Origin of the sequence: Dorea sp. 210702-DFI.3.125, from assembly GCF_020560945.1 — a bacterium.
Taxonomy (GTDB): Bacteria; Bacillota; Clostridia; order Lachnospirales; family Lachnospiraceae; genus Dorea; species Dorea formicigenerans.
Map to the genome: position 1 here is coordinate 58,904 of NZ_JAJCNF010000013.1, position 17,957 is coordinate 76,860.

Sequence of the window (17,957 nt, forward strand, 5' to 3'; positions counted from 1 at the left end):
GTTCCTCCTTTTGATTTTATCATATACTATGACGTAACGTTAAAGTCAATAGGCAAGTTAAAATTATCACAAATATTTCACTTGAAAAGTAAGATGCTACCTAATTTCCGCTTCGGGTGCAAACCGGATTCAGCAGTTCAGAATTAAATTGAAATAAACGGCTCAATATACTTTTGTATAAAATCTATACGGTCGAATATGGTTGGCTTAAAATATGATGTAACTGCTATCACTATATTTTCTAATGAATTTACATATATAACATTCCCACTATTTCCTATGGCTGCATATACATTTTCATTCACAATCCACCAAAGATACCCATAAGACATATTTCTAAATTCTTCTCCGCATTTATAATTTGGTTTTGTTATTTCTTCAATCCATTTAGATGATACAAGTTGTTTTCCATTATGAACACCTTTATCTAAACAAAGTTGTCCAATTTTCGCCATATCTATTGCAGAAAAGCATAAACCATATCCAGCCGTACCTATTCCTTTTGGGTCACAAAACCATATATTTTTTTGCGGTTCTTTACATATAGTAAAATGTTTATGTTCTTCGGCAGTTTCTGCTAAATAATTTATATGTTTTTCTACTCCAATAGGTTCAAATAAAAACTTATTTGCAAAGTCCACGACTTTCAGACCACTCGTTTTTGATATAATACCAGTTAGTATATGTATGCCTAAAGTTGAATATTTGAATTGTCCAGTCAATCCTTTTCTTCCACCTAGAAAATCTAAAGCTGAAACCGTCCAATCATCACTTGAACAAATTTTAGTCCACGGTTCGTACTTATACTTATATGGTGCAGTCATAGTCAGTAAATGTTTGATTGTAACTTTTTGAATTGTTTTTTCTCCTCTTTTAATTTTGTATTCAGGGAAGAAATCTAGTACAGGTTGGTCTGTGCTTTTTATAAATCCTTTATCAAGTGCTATCCCTACAAGTAGTGCTACGATACTTTTGGTTGCAGACATAACATGGCAAGTATCTATTTTTTTATAATTATTCCATTCATCAGAATAAACTTCTTTACCGTCTTTATAGCATGATATTTGACAGATATTAGGCTGTTTTTCTTCAATAAAATCGTGTAGTTCTTTTCTATTCATAGTATCAATCTCATCTCCATTTCACGTTATCGTATCTGAAACTTCTATTCACAAAAATTTTAATCTTTGATGTATACCTATTTCTTTTTTACTGGATAATAAATTTCAGTTATAAATTCATCTTCGTTTGAAGTTTGTGTTGGGTCAGTAATATAAACTTCATAAAGGGGACCATTGTTTTCATAACCATTCTGTTCTGCCCATTTACATTGTTTCGTATAAATAGATGGCAAATTAGAATATCCGCCATGTAGAGTTGTTTTTAAACATAGTCCCGGATAAAAATCTCTTGTTCCCGTGACAAATTGCTTTACTGGAATAGCAAATTCGGTATCTAATCCCAAAGGAGTAAACTCATCACTATGAAAAAGTACCATAGGCGGAGCAGTGGCGGTTAATTTGTCATATTGAATTTTCCTTAATATTGAATTAAAACAATAAGCGTATTGTTCTTCCATTTCAAACTTATAAACCATTTTACGAATAGAAACCAAATACATAACCGGTAATTCAACAAGTTGTACATCAATCTTATTCAAATAAGACATAATTGATTTTCCTTGTTTCAAAGCCGCTATATCTTCATTTAATCGTTCTGTAATTTGCGAATATATCTGTATTTGTTTTTCTAATTCTACCTTTTTCTTATAAAGTTCTATGGATAATTTTTCATTTGGTATTTCTTCAGATGTAATAATTGCTCTAATTTCTTCCAAAGAAAAATTATATTGTTTTAGACGGTTAACAAATAACATGGTTTCTAATTGCTCAATGGAATAATATCTATAACCGTTCTCTTGATTGATTTTACTGGGATTTATAAGTCCGATTTCATCATAATAACGAAGTGTTTTTGTAGAAACTTTACATATCTTTGAAAATTCACCAATAGATAACATAAATCTCATCCTTTCAATTTACTACTTCCACACTTATAGTACACCTTGCCGTAAGGGTAAAGTCAATGTGATAATTCTATATGCTATCCTCCATTTACACATAAAATAACACGATAAAAAATAAATTTCCAACTATTTTTAGTTTTATAAAAAGGCTTGTATGCCACTAAAAAGCAAGATACAAGCCTTTATTATTTAATGTTATCCAACAATCTTCCAGTTTTCCCCGTTCTTTTCCAGCACAAGGTCAAACTGTGATACCTGTGTTGTCATGGTCTGGTTATCCAGATATTTCACTGCAAGGGAAGCGGTCACCTGATTTCCGCTTCGATTGTAGACCGGATTTACCAGTTCGGAGAAAATATATTCTTTTCCCACAGGTTTCAGCACACCCTCATTTACATAATAGGTCAGCTCCTTTGCGGTTGCCGTAGGGTACAGCTTGAAAAAGGTAGTGAGAAATTCGTTGATGTCCTCCGTGGTGATGGAATCCACCGTACCGTCACTTTGTACTGCTTTTGGCGTATAGCCGGATTTTACGGGAACGCTGGTGATGGTTGGGTTCTGGATAATCGTCAGGTTTCCAGAGCCGTCCACATAGACCGTCACCTGATAGGCGGAACGGACGTTTTTACTGGATTCTCCCGCTGTGATACGCTGTTCCACCGTATAGGTCACTTGATAATGCTGCTCCTTTTCTTCTGTGATTTCCCATATCTGAAAATCGGTCAGGGCAGACGATACGGGGATGTCTTTTCGGACAGTATCTACATTCAGGGCTTGCAGTTCTCCGGTGAGATAGCCTTTTAAAGCATTTGTCCGGTTATCAATGGAAGCAGCGGACTGTTCCCATGAATAGTAGACTTCTGCGAAATTCTCCACAAAATTCTCTATCTTGTGGGTGTCGAGGATGGTTTCCTCAATTACTTTGGTTTCATGGACAGTATGAATGTCTATCGCCGTGAAATTCTTATAGACGGCAAACAGGAAGCTCACTGCCAGCAGCACCCACAGGGCAATCACGGTTTTTTTATGGGTATTGACTTTGTAGACTTTCAGTTTCTTTTCTTTCTGCTTTTTCTGGTTTTCCTCTTTTCTAATCTGAATCATATCGGGTCATCCTTTCTTATTGTTTGATTCGTCCGGCTCCGGCAAGGTGCTGTTGCCAGTAGGAGCCTGTCAGGTCTGCGTAACCAATGGGATTTCCGGCATGGTACATCCGGTTATTTCCCACATACAGCCCCACATGGGTGATGTAGGTTCCGGCGTTGTAGGTGGAGTGGAAAAAGACTAAATCCCCTGCTTTTGCTTCGGACAGGGGGATGTGCTGCGTCACTTTGTACTGTTCCTGTGCTGTCCGTGGCAGGGCGATTCCTGCCTTGCCATAGCACCACTGCACCAGTCCCGAACAGTCAAAGGAAGTGGAGGGGGAATCGCCCCCATACACATACGTCCAGCCCTCATACTTTAAGGCTTCGTCCATGATAGCCTGTACCGTTTCATTATCAAACTGTGCCACGGTCAGGTATTGCGATACCAAGAGGACATAGAACATATTCCCGTAGGAATACCGCCAGCCCCCGTTTTTCTCTACCGCAACAGGGTTGGTGTAGGTGACTTTCTTTCCGCCGGATTTGTCCCTTGCGAAGCTTTCTGCCAGTTCAAAGGTGTATTTTTTTCCACGTCCTGCCACATAGTCTAGGAAACCGCCGCCGTAGTTGTAGGACTGAATCACACTGTTTAAGTCACAGCCCTTTGTTTCTGCCGCTGCGAGCAGTTCCGAGAAATATTTGCAGCCCTGTTTGATGGATTCCTCTGTGCTAAGGGAGTTTGGGGGAAGCCCAAGGGATTCCGAGGACTGCATAACGTCTTCCAGCGTGCCGCCGGATTCCACCTGAATGATGGCGAGCAGCACATTTAAGTATTCCTCTATGCCATATTCCCTTGCATACTTTTCCAGCATAGGCTTATGGGCGAGGACTTCCTGTGATACGCTCACGCCCCCATAGATAAGGTTTCCGCCGCTTCCGCCGTCTTCCTCATCCGAGAAGACAATCACCACCAAAAGGAGCAGGGAGAACATCATCACGAACACGCCGGAACAGGCAAAGAAAAGGTGTCTTAACTTCATGGTTTCTCCCCTTTCTTTTGTTTGGCAGCCGCTGTTACCGTTTTTGTCCACTCCTTTCTGGCGGTGGTACGCCGGATGGTAAAGTTCGATTCTTTTACCGCAGGGGCAGCCCGTTTTCTTTCCGGTATCACAGGAGCCGTATTTGCCTTTTGTCTTTCCTCTGGTTTGTCTGGGGAAGCCGGAGGGAGTATCTGGCGTTCTGTCCTTGCAGACGGTATCTGTTCATGGTGGATGGAAGCTGCCTTTACTACCGGAACCGAAGCCCGTTCTGCCACAGTTCCCCCATAAGGAACCTGTCCCCGTTCCCTGATGGATGGGGAAACCGGCTGCATGGCTGGTTTTCCTGTATGAGTGGTATCTGCATGATGTCGGAAATCTTCCGGCTGCTTTGCAGTAACAGGGCGTTCATGGACGGGAGCCGCCCCTTTGGGGGATTCGGAAGCTGTCTGTTGCGGCTGTTTTGCCTGTTCCAGTTCCGCCCTGCGTTCTGCAATGGTCTGTCTGCGGCTTTCTGCCTGTGCGTTCCGCTGTTCGGCTCTGGCAGTTCGGGTCTGGGTCACGCTGGAAGTAAAATCCCGTACTCCCTCTGATACCTGTGTTTTCCCGTGGTAAAGGGCGTACTTTGCATTGACAGGCAAATCCTTTGCCTGCTCCCGAAGCTGTCCGGCAGTATCGGCTATCTTATCTTTGGTATCTGCCACCGCACCCACAGCAGAGCCAGCCCGTTTCCATGCAGATTCCTTTTCTGGTGCTGCCCGTCCGTTTGGTCGGGTGTGGTCTGCCTGTGTATTTTTGGAAGTACCGGAGTTGGAAGCATTTCTCTGGTCTGGGCTAGCTTGTTTCCCTGCGTGGTATGCAGCCGTTCCAGCCCCAAGAGCTGCCACAGAACGCCCTAACTTATGCTGTAAACGGTGCATATGGGCGTGCATGAGCATACGGGGTCTTCGCATGATACGGCTCCCCATACTTTGGGAATCGCCGCTCTGTAAGGAGAACATCCCCATCAAATCCCCCAGCTTAAAATAAATTCCGGCAAAGGTCACTATCTGCAAGAACGCCGTCAGGAAGAACGGATATTCCCCAGACAGGTTGTAGAGCATGGTGGAAATGCTGAACGCTACCGTGATAATCAGGGTGATTCCGGCTCTGGTAAGGATGGTATTGAACAGTTTTGTAATGGCACGTTTGGACATCCCCTCAAAAGAGGGAACCATGCTGAGGAGGAAGCTCACAGGCAGGAACATGGCGTAGATGATAAAAAGCACCTGTGAAAAAATCATTATCCCCGTGAGCAGGAATACAAAAACGGAGATACCGATATTGAACATAAACAGGAAGAATACGGTTCCCAAGCGGTTGATGGTCTTTGTGATGGTAAGGTTGGTATTTTCCCTGTCTTCGATTTCCTCCACTACGATTTCTTCCCTGTCCTGCCCGTTGTTTTCGTCTGGACTGGTTGAGAGCAGGCGTTCCACACGGTCAGCCCCAAGGCTTTCCACATCCGAGTTGCCGTATTGCAGCAGGAGCCACGGCTGCTTGACCTGAATGGAAAACAGGCTGTCCCGTATCAAATCCACGCTGTCTTTTCCCTGGCTTTCCGAGTTTGGCAGCACAATCTTTGTGCCAAGGGTCAGGCTGGCATTGCTGATGTCTGCGGAAAATTCATTGATTTTCCCAATATAATCAGGAGCATAAGCGATAAAGGCAGCGGACAGCACGAACACCACCACGAAATTCACAACGGCATGGATGGCTTTTGTGGTTTCCCGTTTGATAAGTCCTGTGTAGGCAACGTAAATCCCCACCACCAGAATGAGAATCAGCAGGAACCCGATATAAAATCCCTCCGAGGACAAGCCGCCTGTGGTAACGCCTGCAAGGGTCTGCATATTTTTCCCGATAGAATCCGCCGTAGAGGAAATAAAGTCCAGCGAGTAGGCTTCCTGAATCAGATACCCCGTGGCGTTGGAAAGGTACAGGCTGATTGTCCAGATAAAATTTGTGATGGCATACAGCCCGTACATCACCTGTTTTCCGATACCGTCCAGCCAGTTCCACGGGAGCCAGTCCCATCCGCTGTCCACATAAAAATCAAGCTGGTAGTTGTCCAGAGGATATTTGCTGTATTCGTTGGCAGCGTCCACCGTATCATCCACCAGTCCGGCAGCGTGGGCGGCTGTGCCGAAGACTGCCAGCAGCAGGAGGATGAGCAGGAGTGCCAGAAGCACTTTTCCTGCTATACTCCCGATTTTTTTAAAAGAGTTTTCTCCCTTTGTCCGGCAAGGGACAAGGGCTGTCCCCTGCTGGATGGGCTTTCTTATCTTCATACCTCCACCTCTTTTCTTACGGGCGGTCTGGTATCAAAGGCATGGAACAGGTCTTCAAAGATAGGATGGAACTGTATCACTCCCACACGCCCGTACAAATCACTGATAAGGCACTGCCCGTTTTCCAAGTCACGGAGCCGCTTCTGGTTGTTTTCATCTTCGGAATCCACCCCGAAAAAGGCGAGGGTCTTCTTGATTTCGTTGATGTCCGTGGAACGGAACGCAAACTTCAAGCCCAGATTATTTTTCAGCTTTTCATCCAGCAAATCGTCCGTGTTCTGGGTGACAAAGTAAACGCCTGCGTTCATGGCACGTCCGGCACGAACCAGCTTCATAGAAAGGGTCTTGCCCTGTGCCACCTGTAAGAAGCTCCATGCTTCATCCAAATCCACAATCTTAAACACGCTGCGGTCTGTATGGATGAAGTCGAGGGCAAAGGTGCTGATTACAATGAGCATTGCCACGGAAAGCAGTTCCATTGTGGTGTATTCTTCAAACGAGGTTTCCTTATCCGGCAGCACCAAATCCGCCACCTGAATGATGTTGAGCTGCTTTTCAAGGCTGATGGACTGTGTGACATCCCCATCCGAAAAGAGCAGGTGTGCAAAGTCATAGTCCGTAAAGGATTCGATATGGTCGGCTATGCTGGTGCTGATGGTGGTTCCCTCCGCCCGAAGTTCCTCAATCACTTTGAAAAGCCCCCGTTCCTCACTGTTTGTTACTGCACGGATGGCTTTCCGAAGAACAGGGAACTTTTCCCCGTCACGGCTGGAAATGCCTGTTAAAAAGGTCAGGATGTCGATTGCCAGTGATTCGGAATCCTTTGGGTTCTCCATAATCACATAGGGGTCGAGCAAGCCCCTGTTCTGTTCCTCTGAGGTCAGGTTTACGATATTGATTTCATGGGCGATTTCCGGCAGGGTTTCTTTCCAGCGTCCCCGTTCCGCTTTCGGGTCAACAATGAGAGCCTGTGCCCCAAATAATACGGAATAATAGACAATCATGTTGTTGCTGAATGATTTTCCACCGCCGAGGGAGCCGACAAAAGCGGCAGCAAGGGCGTTGGTGACGGAGCCTTTTACCCCTTGACTGGCAAGGGCAGGCTTTAAGTAGACGTTTCTTCCTGTATCAAGGCTGTACCCGATATAAATGCCCTCCGGTTCCCCTAACATCTGGGTTGCCCCGAAGCCAAGACCAGCAAGGAAGTCACTGGTGACATACTGGATGTAATCGTTCAGATACCGTTTGCTGGCAGGGAGAAATTCCCCATGCAGCCCCAGCATATCCCCAAAGGGGCGAACCAGCTTCACGTTCAAATCGTCATAAAAATCTTTCACCTCATTGCAGCGGCGTTTCAGTTCCTCCAAGTCGGGAGCCGTCACACGCACCACATAGGACAGCTTATACATGGATTCCTTGCTCTGGTCTAAGGTGGATTCCAGCTCATTTACGCTGTCTAAAGCGTCCACCACGTTTGTACTGGTTTCACTGTCATTCTGCCATGCGTGGTTGTCCAAATCTTTCAGCTCTTTTTTCTTGTTCCGCACCGTGGAGAGGGCTTTCCGGTTTGTCACAATCTCCACATTCATAGAGGTATCAATGGGAAAGGTGAATTGCTGCTGCTGATAGTAAAAGATTTCCGAGGATGGGAAGTCCAGTTCCCCCACAATGCTGTTGATGGTAAAGTAGGCGGCATATACTGTCCCGTCTTCCTGTTCGATTTTCAGATACCGTTGGTTTTCCTCTATCAGACAACGGGTGGGTTTGATGAGGTCATAGTATTTCACCAGCGTTTCCTCCTGAAACCGTTTCTTCGGAAGATAATACTCATAATCTTCGTAGGCGGTTCCGGTCTGCCCGTATAAATGCTCAATCAGATAGCCAAAATCGTCCTTGTTAAGCCGCCGGACTTTGAAGCGGCGTGAGATTTTACTTTCCAGCAGCTTTTCCATCTTCTGAAACCGCCAGATTTCTTCATTGCTCATGGAAACAAAATCCCCCATGAGTTTGTGGTTGACTTCATGGAGGAAATCGGAAACGGCGGTCTTTGCTTCCCTGCGAAACTGCTTCATGGTGACTTCCTGCTCATTGACAAGCAGCTTGAAGCCGATAAAAAAGCGGTAGTCCACCTGATTTTCCCCTATCATGGAAATCAGGGCTTCGGTCTGTGCGTCAATCTTTGCACAGGCAATATCTTTTAACTTGCCTGTTACTTCCTGTTTGGAGCGTTCCTGTGCTGCCCGTATGCTGGATTCGGTGCTGATTTGCAGGGCGTGAATCTTCCCGTCCCTGTTCTGGGCGATAAGCTGCCGGAACGAATCGTGTACCTGATATTTCTGTTCAGGGCTTAAAAAAGAATAGTTGTAGGGAAGCAGCTCATAGTAAGCGAAGCACTCCCCGTCATGGTTGAATACAAGGTTATTTTCGATATACTTAATCGGATATGCCATAAATATCACTCCTTACTGCCGTGATGGGTTGTGCCGGATATTCCTTTTCCAGCTTCACGGGCTTTCCTGCATAGGTCAGTTTCGGGCGTACCAGATATGCCAGTACGGATTTCAGGAAGCCGTAAGGCTTCTTCCCGTCAAAGGTCTTCTGGCACATGAACCAAGTGAGGGCAAAGGGTACGCCGAAGTATTTCAAAAATGCTCCGTCAATGAACGAAAGAGGAGGGAGGTTCCCCAAGAGCATAACCGCAAACACCGACACCACGAACCACGCCATCTGTGTGAACGTGATGGGGAATGGCAGTTTAAAATCATTGATGGAATAGAGTACCTTTTCCACCGACCAGATACTGGTATAGCTTCGTATTTTTTTCATGTTATCCGTCCTTTCTAAAAGATGGGGCAGCAAAAGCCACCCCTGAATCAAAAAATCCGCCTGTATTTCCTGAAAGAGATACAGACGGGTCTACCGTAAGATTTCATATACGCCGTGGTTTGTGACAACAAAGGTTCCCTCCAATTCCATGTCACGCCCATAGGCGGCATAGTCGATATAGTTTTGTAAGTGTGCCGGAAGTTCCCCAAGTTGTCCGCTTTCTTCCAGATAGCAGCGAGCCACATCCGCCATATCGTCACAGCCGGAATGGCAGATAATATCGTCTTCATGCTCACAGAGTTCTTCGATACTGCCAAAGTAGGATTGCAGCTCCGATAGTTCCTCCTGAATATATTCCGGTAAGTCCTCCACCATCTCACACAGGCGGTTGACTTCCTCAATGGGGGTATATTCGTCAATCGCAAAGGGCAGCTCATAATCATGGATGGCGTATTCCTCATACTCATCATTCAAGCCGATACGTTCCTTGACTTCCTCAAAATCCACAGGCGGCGTGAACCATGCCCCTACCAGTTCGCCCTCATTGTATTTGCCTAAGTTGGCAATGTAAATCCGCATTTCTTCCATAGTGTCACCTTCATTCTCTGTCATGCTTCTTTTGGGGAGTTACGCTCCCCAAGCCCCTAGTGGACTTCCGCCATGAAGCAATCAGAGCTTGCTCCATAACGGAAGTGTAACAAGGGTTTCCTATGCACCGATAATCTTATTGAACAGTTCCAGTAAGATGTCCTTTACACCGTCCGCATTGAAGACCAGACCGACCGCTACAAGGGACACCACCAGAAAACCGATAAGTTTGGAAAATTCCCTCTTAAATCCGAGGTACAGTCCAATCACCACGATTGCCAGCAGCACAAGGGACTGGGCGTTGGATAAAAACCAGTTATAAAGATTCTGTCCGAAATTCATAAAAGCTCCTTTCTTTCCTGTAAGAGTTCTTAGGTTCCAAGATTGCCGCCGTTAAAGCACCACCTCCTTTGCAGCGGCGGCTTGCTGCTTCAGGATTTTTTCGTGTTTCTCCGTCAGCTTTGCATGGGTGATGATGTCATGGACAATCTGGGTGTGGTTCATCTTATCCAGACGGAGAGCCAGCTTTAACGTGGGGGCTACCTGATGGGAGAGCCAGTGCAGGGTACGTTCAAAGGAATAGGGTTCCGGTTTGGTTGTCAGTTTCAGGATTCCTCTGTGTTCTCCAATGAACCACGCCCATTCCTCATTGATACGCCAGTCAGAACGGGGCTTCGTATCGTCCCTATCCACGAACCGGACATAACGGTTGATGATTTGAAAGGCTGTCCGTTCTGGATTGTCATGTTCTAACAGGTCACGGATGGCGTAAAAGGCACGCTCATTTTTCAGCCGGATTTCAAAACGGTTCTTTACCTCTGCGTCTTCAATGGGAATATCATGCTTTTTGTACTGCTCATAGTCTTTTTCGTAAATGCAGAAGTACACCTCACTTTGGAGGGAGCCGATATACAGGGTGTTCCCCATACATTCTTTTTCCTCACGCCGTACCAGTTCGCCGCTGCGGTAGCTTTTGAAGCTGCGGAAGACCGAGATACATTCCTCATTCCGGCACTTCTCTGTCAGATGGGGAATGTTCAGGATTCCCGTTTTGTCATTGATGGCGAGGTCAAGCCGCTTCATCACGCCGTCCTCCATGAGAACGTCCATGAAAAACTCATACCAGCTCCGTTCCTGTGCCAGCAGATAGCTTTCAAACTGGCGGCAGCCACGCCCTTTCAGTTCCAGCAGCACCCCTTTTTCCAGTTCCGGCGATACCAAAACGAAAATATCCCCAAGATAGTAATGTTCTGTGTAAGAGTAGAAGCCGTAGTCTTCATGGATAAAGTAGGGAAGCCTTAGCCGAAGCACGTCTTCCACGATATGCTTCACATCCGTAGTGGGAAAACGAATCCGCACATAATCAAAGAGCATTTCAAGGGGAGTGTCTGGATTGAAGCGTTCCAGAGCTTCCGTGATGGCTTCCTGTAATGCTTCGGACGGGTGAGCCTTGCCCGTTTCAATATCGCTCAGGTACGGACGTGTGATTCCGGCAGCTAACGCAAGTTTCTGTTGTGAGATACCATAAATTTCCCGTTTTTCTTTGATGTCCCGTACCCATGTTTCTTCATTCAGTGAAAATCCCTCCTGTCTAAAAAAGCGTATGTCAACTTTCAGAGCCTTGTTGACACACGCCGGATATGGGGAAAATCCCTTGTGTACCGTGGGATTTTGCCCTGTTGTTTGGTTGTTGCCTGTCGATTTGTACCCCTCTGTTAGATACGAGGGGTTTATGCTGGCGTGCCTTGCGGCACACCAGCCACAGCAGGTCAGTCCGTTTCTGCGGCTTTCGCTTCGCACGCCGCCTGCACTCCCTGCCTGCTGTCTGTCAGTTTTTTTATTTCTTTGAGGAAATCGTGTCCTTTTGGGACAAGGGGCGTGTAAAACTCCGAGATAACGCTGGTTCCCACATCCACATAGCCACGCCCTTTTATCTGCTTGAGGAAGAAGTCCTTTGTGGTTTCCCCGAACATCATTCCATAACCCATTTCCGACATCCGCCCCAGAGCTACACGGAAATTAAACTGGTCACGGATTCCGTCCCCCAGATACTTTGCGTCCGGACGCTGGCAGGCGAGAATCAGGAAGAAACCAGCCTGCCGCCCAAGCATAACGATTTGCTTTAATTTGTTGAGGACAGCGGCGTTTTCCTTTGTGCCGAGCATTTCCATAAATGCTACATATTCATCAAAGATAAGGAAATTTGCAGGAAGCCCCAAGTAAGCGTAGTTTTCCCCTGTCCGGTAATTCTCCATGAGCTTCATGTCTTCGCTGCGTTTCATCATTTCTTCATAGAAACGGTCAATGCAGGCGAGCATATCTTCCTTTTTGTAGTACACATCCGGCATAACCGCCTGTAAATCCGCAAGGTCGGCGTTCTTCGGGTCTAACACGGACAGGACGGCGTTGGTGCGGAGCAGGGCTTCAATGAGGGTCAGGATAAAGTAGGTCTTTCCGCCGCCGGTTCCTCCGGCAATGAGCATATGGGGGAGCTTGTCATACTCCCACCAGACATTTTCCATGAGCCGGAGCCTGCCGTCCTTTGCCTGTACGTCCTCAATGGAGATACGGCCTCCAATGGTATCATAGAGCAGGGTGTACTCCACGTAGGAATCCTTTAATTCTTTATCCGTCAGCTCACAGTACAAGCCGCTTTCCAGCTTTTTCTCCAAGTTTAAGAGCTGTTCCTGATATTTACCCAAGGTGATTTCCACACGGATATGGAGCAAACCCTGTTTCATCCGGTAATAGATTTTTGGAAAGTAAGTGATGGTTTCCTTGGAACGGCTGGAAGACAAGTCCTTGAAAAAAGCGTCCTCCTTTCTCTGCTCCGATTCATACCACTTGTTTTCCAACACCATCCTTGCCAGCTTTTGGCGGTGGATGAGTTGCTTTACTTCATCCCTGCGGTATCGCCAGAACAGAAGAACTGCTGTAAGGCACACCAGCCCTGCCACGCCCATGCTGAATAACAGGTAAGGGATATTTACATCCTGTACTATCTGGGAGAGGGACACTTCCTGCCAGTCGGTTCCGGCAATTTGCCGGATATGAAACAGCAGGACAACCAGCAGGAAGACAGGGAACAGGGCGGCAAGGGCAGTATGGAACACAAGGTCTTTATCCGTGGGGCGGATACGTTTTCCACGGGGGAAAAGCTGCTTCATGGGAACAATCCTCCTTTCGCTTTTCTCTTATTTAGCTGCTATTTTACAGGGGGAACGTCTTTCTTCGGTGTCTGGGGATTCATGGCAGCCCCTTTTTTCAGGACAATATCCTCTGCTTTGATGTACCAGTCCACCTCTGCTCCCTGAAAGGTAGCCGTTGCCACGGTATCTGCCACTGGATTGATAAGCTCCACCTCTGCGTTGTAATCGAACTCCTTTAACGGCACGCTGGCAGGGATAGAAACCTGAATCATACGCCCCTGTCCTCTGGATTTTAAGTCATAGGTACGCTCCTTGATTTCTTCTGATACCGAGCCGTCTTCATTCTGGAGGTGAACCTCACGGCGGAGGGCAGAAAATTTCAATGCCCCGAATGTTGCTTCCTTGTCAATCACGATTCCGTTTGCTAATCTCATAGTCTGATGTCCTCCTTTTCCTTATGCTTTTACCATATCGTCAGCGTGTAAAATGTAGTTGGTAAAGCCCCTTGTGCCGATTTTATAGCCCTCTGCGGTGATACGGGGATTGACGAGCTTCACACGTTCCTCAAAGTCAAAATGTTTTTCTCCGGCTTCGGCAGGGAGGATAACCACAATATCATCCGCCCTCTGTACGTCTGAATAAAGGTTGAAGCTTCGGGAGAGTACCGCCATGCGTCCGTTGATTCTTCTCTGTTCTGTTTTGTCTTCTCCGGCAAACTCCAAGTTGCCGAATGTCTTTTCCATGTTGGGGATAACGAATTTTAATTCCATATAGATGTACCTGTCCTTTCTGAAATAATATAGTTGGTTCGATAGTTTCTGTTGATGTTCCATCCGACAGCGGAGGGGAACGATTCTTCTCTGTCATACAAGACCGCCTTTCTTATTCATGTATGGTTTCTGCTATTCCTGCCATGATGTAATCAGCACACGGCAGGGCGATTGCGTTTCCAAGTGCTTTGCACCGTGCATTATCGCTAATGGGCTGTCCTAAATTTCCATATGCTGTCCACCCATCCGGTAATCCCATCAAACGCTCACACTCTACGGGTGTCAAATTTCGGAGAACTCCGTCTTTTTCTTCTCCCTCATACCAGAATGAAATCATATTGACTGCTTTTGCCAACAGAGTTGGAAAAGGTTCATCTGGTCGTCCGAAACTTGTGAGGAAAGCAGACTGATTTCCTGATTTTGCGGCACTCCGCATACGCCGTTCCTGAAAGGGGCGGATGACGGGTATTTTCCCCCTTGTTTTATCAAGAGATATTCGACTGGCTCCGGCGGTGGGCAGTCCGTAGTCTGTGCAAGGCGGAGGAAGCGGGAACATATCGCGGGGCTTAAATAGTATTTCTGCGGAACGCTGTCCTCTAAAATCTGCCACGAGGAAGATTCTTTTTCTTCGCTGAACAAGCCGGGGCTTTCCCCAATACTGGGCATCCATGAGCCGCCAGCACAGGTCAGTCTTTCCCCCTCGCACCATACCGGCGTTAGCCCATCCTCCAGTAGGAGGCATTGAAATTTCGGTATCGGAAAATGATTGCAGCACGGCTCTAAAATCCATCCGGTCATTTGAAGAAAACGCTCCCATGACGTTTTCCCAAACAGCGATAACTGGATATAACCCATTTGTAGCACACCTCATTTCTTCTATAATTCTGATAGCCTGAAAAAACAGTCCTGATTTGCTTCCGGCCAGTCCCTCACGCTTTCCGATTTTAGAAAGGTTCTGGCAGGGCGAACCGAATGTAATAATGTGAACAGGAGAGATGTTTCCTCCGTGTATCTTTGTAATATCCCCTAAATGTTCCATGTCTGGGAAGTGGCGTTTGGTTATGGCTATCGGGGATTTTTCAATCTCGCTTGCCCAAACGGGAATAATTCCATTACGGGAAGCCGCAAGAGGGAACACGCCGATTCCGTCAAACAGGCTTCCTAATTTAAGGGCACACATAGACCGCCTTTCGTTTTGCTTTTTCATGTGTTGTTTCCATTTTTCTGCTCCTTTCCAGACAATAAAAAAACACCATCAATGGAAGTCCATTCAATGGCGTTTGCTGTTGTCTGCTCATTTCTCAAGGTAAAGCAGAAAGCCCAATAGAAAAAGACGCAAATCTCAAAATGCGTCTTTTTCCATCTTCATATTCATTTTTTATAAAAGCACCGTCTGCCTGCTGTCTGCAAAGCCTTGATTTTACTGGTTTTCTACTACCATCCTTATCAAAGCCTTGCTAACACGGGCTTTGTGAGGCTTTTTTATTTTCTTGATTCTTGAGAGTAATCACCTAATAATTAATTGCCTGTTCAATCTGTTTTTTTCGCTCAGCTTTTTGTTGAATGTCAAATTGATAATAACCTTTGGTTGTTTATATAACTTTTCTTTTTGGCAGTACTTGTATCTTGAGTGAATGCCCTAGTCTCAATACGCTGAATATGAAGTGTTCCATATGCGAATTCGTTCTTCATCAGTAAAACATTTTTGCGCATCAGTTTTCTCACTCTTTTTCAAAATATTTTTTCCAACTCGAAAATCACCGAAAAAGTTTGAGATATTAATAGAGGTATATTTTTTCTCGAACCTTGCATATCGAATCATTCCCTGCAATACAGTTTTTACATGGAATTTGCGCCACATTTGCAGTCTTGATAATTCAATATATCTGTAGTAACATAAATGAAAAGTCCAGATGAGAGAAGGTGTGCTTATGAATGAGCAGTTGCTAAAAATGAATGGTTTATCTGTGAAAATTTTAGATATGTTATCATTTGAATCACACTTGGGAATGGGATATGAATTTACAACAGAAAATATACAGACATATCTCAATGATGTAGCAGGCGTTCGAATAGTTTGTGCGTTTATTGACGATATTTATATGATATCAGATTTGATTACCCAACAGGATGATATTAAAGTTATTGAAATAAAAGATTATATAAAAATCCAAAATCGAATGGTTATCGAAGCTATCATATGATTGTTGAAATACCAGTATTTTTTGCTAAGGGTAAAACACCTATGCGTGTAGAATTACAGATTCGAACCAATGGTATGGATTTCTGGGCAACATTGGAACATCAACTTCGCTATAAAAAAGGAATTGAAGAAATGCCTGGCTATGATGAGATAAGTGAAGAATTACTTCATTCTGCAAGAGCTATCATTGAAGCAGATAATGAAATGCAGAGAATAAAAGACAAAATTGGTATGTTCCACGAAATTTAGGGAGAAAACTGAGCAAGTAGGAAGGTGGAATATATATGAAACAAGATACTTTCGAGGGCAAAGCAAAAACAAAAAATGGGGTAAAACGGCTGTGTTTTTCCATAATCTGCATTCTTCTGGAAGTGATTTTTATTATTACTATCGTAACACGCTTGAATGAATATGCAGAAATCATAAATTTATTTACAAGGATTTTGAGTGGGATCTTGGTTTTGGGATTGTACGCATCAAATAAGACATCCTCTATGAAAATGCCTTGGGTCATCTTAATTCTAATTTTCCCAATTATGGGTGTAGGCCTGTATTTGTTGATTGGTTTGAATGGTGGCACACATAAAATGCGTGAGAGATATGCAGAAATTGATAGCAAATTGTTACCAATGCTTCCAGACAGTCAGGAGTGTTTGAGCAAAATAAAAGAAACAATTCCGAAAGCAGGAAATATAGCAAGTTACATACAAAGAAATTCGCAGTATCCAATCTATCAGAATACGGATATTGTGTATTTTGATGAAGCAGTGAAAGGATTAGAGGCACAGCTTAAGGATTTGGAGAAAGCACAGAAGTTTATCTTTATGGAATATCATGCGATAGAAGACGCTGAAGCATGGCATAAGATTCAAGATGTTCTGGAAGAGCGAGTAAAAGCAGGTGTGGAAGTTAGAGTATTCTACGATGATATGGGTTCTATTGGCTTTATTAACACAGATTTTGTGAAAAAGATGGAGGCAATAGGAATTCATTGCCGTGTATTCAATCCGTTTGTGCCAGGTTTAAATCTGTTTTTGAACAATCGTGATCATAGAAAAATAACAGTTATTGATGGAAAAGTCGGATTTACAGGTGGATATAATCTAGCAAACGAATATTTTAATTACACACACCCGTATGGACAGTGGAAAGATACAGGTATTCGTTTAGAAGGAGATGCTGTTCAGTCGCTTACGGTGACATTTTTGGAAATGTGGAATGCAGTAAGTGATAAGGATGCTAATGATTCTGATTTTAGTAAATACCTTTTCTACTATGATTATGCGGCACAGCAAACTGGGTTTGTTCAACCTTATGCAGACAGCCCTATGGATAATGAGCAAGTAGGAGAAGAAGTTTATATCAGTATGATAAATAAAGCTGAAAAATATTGTTGGTTTATGACTCCATATCTAATCATAACAGATGAAATGACGCATGCGTTATGTCTGGCTGCTAAGCGAGGGGTAGACGTAAGAATTATCACACCTGGTATCCCTGATAAAAAATTCATTTATAATATAACTCGTTCTTTTTATCATGGATTAGTTAAACATGGTGTTCGTGTTTATGAGTGGACTCCTGGTTTCTGTCATGCAAAAATGAGTGTGGCAGATGACTGTATGGCAACTTGTGGAACAATTAATCTGGATTATCGAAGTTTATATCACCATTTTGAAAACGGCTGTTTTATGGCAGATTGTCAGGCAGTTGTGGAAATAAAAAATGATCTGATAAGAACGATGGGAGAATGTCGTGATGTGACAGACCAATATCAAACCGGACGAAGTGCATATTTGCGACTGGGACAATTATTTATGAGATTATTTGCTGGATTGCTATAAGAATCTGATGAAACGACCTTTCAAAAAACAGTTGATTTAGAAGTTAACTGTTTTTGAAAGGCCGTTTTTGCTATATCTAACAGTCTGTTGTACAAAGAA

15 protein-coding genes and 1 pseudogene are annotated in these 17,957 nt (G+C 44.5%); 2 read left to right on the forward strand and 14 right to left on the reverse strand.

Features of this window, described 5'->3' with window-relative positions; genetic code table 11:
* Window positions 1–143 precede the first annotated feature (143 nt).
* The 14 genes from LI164_RS08040 to LI164_RS08105 all read right to left on the reverse strand — a co-directional run bounded on the left by LI164_RS08040 (window position 144) and on the right by LI164_RS08105 (window position 14,991).
* Window positions 144–1,121: a serine hydrolase gene (locus tag LI164_RS08040; RefSeq protein WP_077715693.1), complete on the reverse strand. Its 978-nt coding sequence runs from the start codon at window positions 1,119–1,121 to the stop codon at window positions 144–146.
* A 77-nt stretch (window positions 1,122–1,198) separates the two neighbouring features.
* Complete coding sequence (locus LI164_RS08045) at window positions 1,199–2,020, reverse strand: MerR family transcriptional regulator (protein ID WP_077715691.1); 822 nt, start codon at window positions 2,018–2,020, stop codon at window positions 1,199–1,201.
* A 201-nt stretch (window positions 2,021–2,221) separates the two neighbouring features.
* A complete protein-coding gene (locus tag LI164_RS08050) occupies window positions 2,222–3,130 on the reverse strand; it encodes a conjugal transfer protein (protein WP_227086976.1) in 909 nt (302 codons plus the stop codon).
* A 16-nt stretch (window positions 3,131–3,146) separates the two neighbouring features.
* Window positions 3,147–4,151: a lysozyme family protein gene (locus LI164_RS08055; RefSeq protein ID WP_227086977.1), complete on the reverse strand. Its 1,005-nt coding sequence runs from the start codon at window positions 4,149–4,151 to the stop codon at window positions 3,147–3,149.
* On the reverse strand, window positions 4,148–6,478 hold the full coding sequence (locus tag LI164_RS08060) for a CD3337/EF1877 family mobilome membrane protein (protein ID WP_227086978.1): 2,331 nt from the start codon (window positions 6,476–6,478) through the stop codon (window positions 4,148–4,150). The genes LI164_RS08055 and LI164_RS08060 overlap by 4 nt, the downstream gene beginning before the upstream one ends.
* On the reverse strand, window positions 6,475–8,928 hold the full coding sequence (locus LI164_RS08065; protein WP_227086985.1) for an ATP-binding protein: 2,454 nt from the start codon (window positions 8,926–8,928) through the stop codon (window positions 6,475–6,477). The genes LI164_RS08060 and LI164_RS08065 overlap by 4 nt, the downstream gene beginning before the upstream one ends.
* A complete protein-coding gene (locus tag LI164_RS08070; protein ID WP_005427021.1) occupies window positions 8,912–9,304 on the reverse strand; it encodes a conjugal transfer protein in 393 nt (130 codons plus the stop codon). The genes LI164_RS08065 and LI164_RS08070 overlap by 17 nt, the downstream gene beginning before the upstream one ends.
* Window positions 9,305–9,394: 90 nt before the next feature.
* Window positions 9,395–9,892 (reverse strand): antirestriction protein ArdA, encoded by a 498-nt coding sequence (locus tag LI164_RS08075; RefSeq protein ID WP_117555914.1) that lies wholly within the window; start codon window positions 9,890–9,892, stop codon window positions 9,395–9,397.
* Between the two features lie 120 nt (window positions 9,893–10,012).
* On the reverse strand, window positions 10,013–10,234 hold the full coding sequence (locus LI164_RS08080) for a hypothetical protein (protein ID WP_002570387.1): 222 nt from the start codon (window positions 10,232–10,234) through the stop codon (window positions 10,013–10,015).
* A gap of 51 nt (window positions 10,235–10,285) precedes the next feature.
* Complete coding sequence (gene mobT, locus LI164_RS08085; RefSeq protein WP_058965968.1) at window positions 10,286–11,509, reverse strand: MobT family relaxase; 1,224 nt, start codon at window positions 11,507–11,509, stop codon at window positions 10,286–10,288.
* Window positions 11,510–11,661: 152 nt separating this feature from the next.
* Complete coding sequence (locus LI164_RS08090; protein WP_058965469.1) at window positions 11,662–13,059, reverse strand: FtsK/SpoIIIE domain-containing protein; 1,398 nt, start codon at window positions 13,057–13,059, stop codon at window positions 11,662–11,664.
* A 38-nt stretch (window positions 13,060–13,097) separates the two neighbouring features.
* The gene (locus LI164_RS08095) at window positions 13,098–13,475 is read right to left on the reverse strand and encodes a YdcP family protein (RefSeq protein WP_058965470.1); all 378 of its coding nucleotides are present in this window, start codon (window positions 13,473–13,475) and stop codon (window positions 13,098–13,100) included.
* A gap of 21 nt (window positions 13,476–13,496) precedes the next feature.
* Window positions 13,497–13,811: a YdcP family protein gene (locus LI164_RS08100; protein ID WP_002578441.1), complete on the reverse strand. Its 315-nt coding sequence runs from the start codon at window positions 13,809–13,811 to the stop codon at window positions 13,497–13,499.
* A gap of 112 nt (window positions 13,812–13,923) precedes the next feature.
* The gene (locus LI164_RS08105; RefSeq protein WP_058965970.1) at window positions 13,924–14,991 is read right to left on the reverse strand and encodes a DNA cytosine methyltransferase; all 1,068 of its coding nucleotides are present in this window, start codon (window positions 14,989–14,991) and stop codon (window positions 13,924–13,926) included.
* A gap of 829 nt (window positions 14,992–15,820) precedes the next feature.
* Here LI164_RS08105 and LI164_RS08110 point away from each other — a divergent pair.
* Window positions 15,821–16,263, forward strand: a pseudogene (locus LI164_RS08110) (GTP pyrophosphokinase family protein); the annotation flags it as partial.
* A gap of 35 nt (window positions 16,264–16,298) precedes the next feature.
* Window positions 16,299–17,858, forward strand: a complete 1,560-nt coding sequence (cls, locus tag LI164_RS08115) for a cardiolipin synthase (protein WP_215683865.1) — start codon at window positions 16,299–16,301, stop codon at window positions 17,856–17,858.
* Window positions 17,859–17,957 lie beyond the last annotated feature (99 nt).

Excerpts from the sequence above, each read along its gene's own strand:
- LI164_RS08100 (WP_002578441.1), bottom strand. The coding sequence starts at position 13,811 with ATGGAATTAAAATTCGTTATCCCCAACATGGAAAAGACATTCGGCAAC.
- LI164_RS08040 (WP_077715693.1), bottom strand. The coding sequence starts at position 1,121 with ATGAATAGAAAAGAACTACACGATTTTATTGAAGAAAAACAGCCTAAT.
- LI164_RS08105 (WP_058965970.1), bottom strand. The coding sequence starts at position 14,991 with ATGTGTGCCCTTAAATTAGGAAGCCTGTTTGACGGAATCGGCGTGTTC.
- LI164_RS08050 (WP_227086976.1), bottom strand. The coding sequence starts at position 3,130 with ATGATTCAGATTAGAAAAGAGGAAAACCAGAAAAAGCAGAAAGAAAAG.
- LI164_RS08090 (WP_058965469.1), bottom strand. The coding sequence starts at position 13,059 with ATGAAGCAGCTTTTCCCCCGTGGAAAACGTATCCGCCCCACGGATAAA.
- LI164_RS08075 (WP_117555914.1), bottom strand. The coding sequence starts at position 9,892 with ATGGAAGAAATGCGGATTTACATTGCCAACTTAGGCAAATACAATGAG.
- LI164_RS08055 (WP_227086977.1), bottom strand. The coding sequence starts at position 4,151 with ATGAAGTTAAGACACCTTTTCTTTGCCTGTTCCGGCGTGTTCGTGATG.
- LI164_RS08070 (WP_005427021.1), bottom strand. The coding sequence starts at position 9,304 with ATGAAAAAAATACGAAGCTATACCAGTATCTGGTCGGTGGAAAAGGTA.
- LI164_RS08080 (WP_002570387.1), bottom strand. The coding sequence starts at position 10,234 with ATGAATTTCGGACAGAATCTTTATAACTGGTTTTTATCCAACGCCCAG.
- LI164_RS08060 (WP_227086978.1), bottom strand. The coding sequence starts at position 6,478 with ATGAAGATAAGAAAGCCCATCCAGCAGGGGACAGCCCTTGTCCCTTGC.
- LI164_RS08065 (WP_227086985.1), bottom strand. The coding sequence starts at position 8,928 with ATGGCATATCCGATTAAGTATATCGAAAATAACCTTGTATTCAACCAT.
- LI164_RS08095 (WP_058965470.1), bottom strand. The coding sequence starts at position 13,475 with ATGAGATTAGCAAACGGAATCGTGATTGACAAGGAAGCAACATTCGGG.
- LI164_RS08045 (WP_077715691.1), bottom strand. The coding sequence starts at position 2,020 with ATGTTATCTATTGGTGAATTTTCAAAGATATGTAAAGTTTCTACAAAA.
- cls (WP_215683865.1), top strand. The coding sequence starts at position 16,299 with ATGAAACAAGATACTTTCGAGGGCAAAGCAAAAACAAAAAATGGGGTA.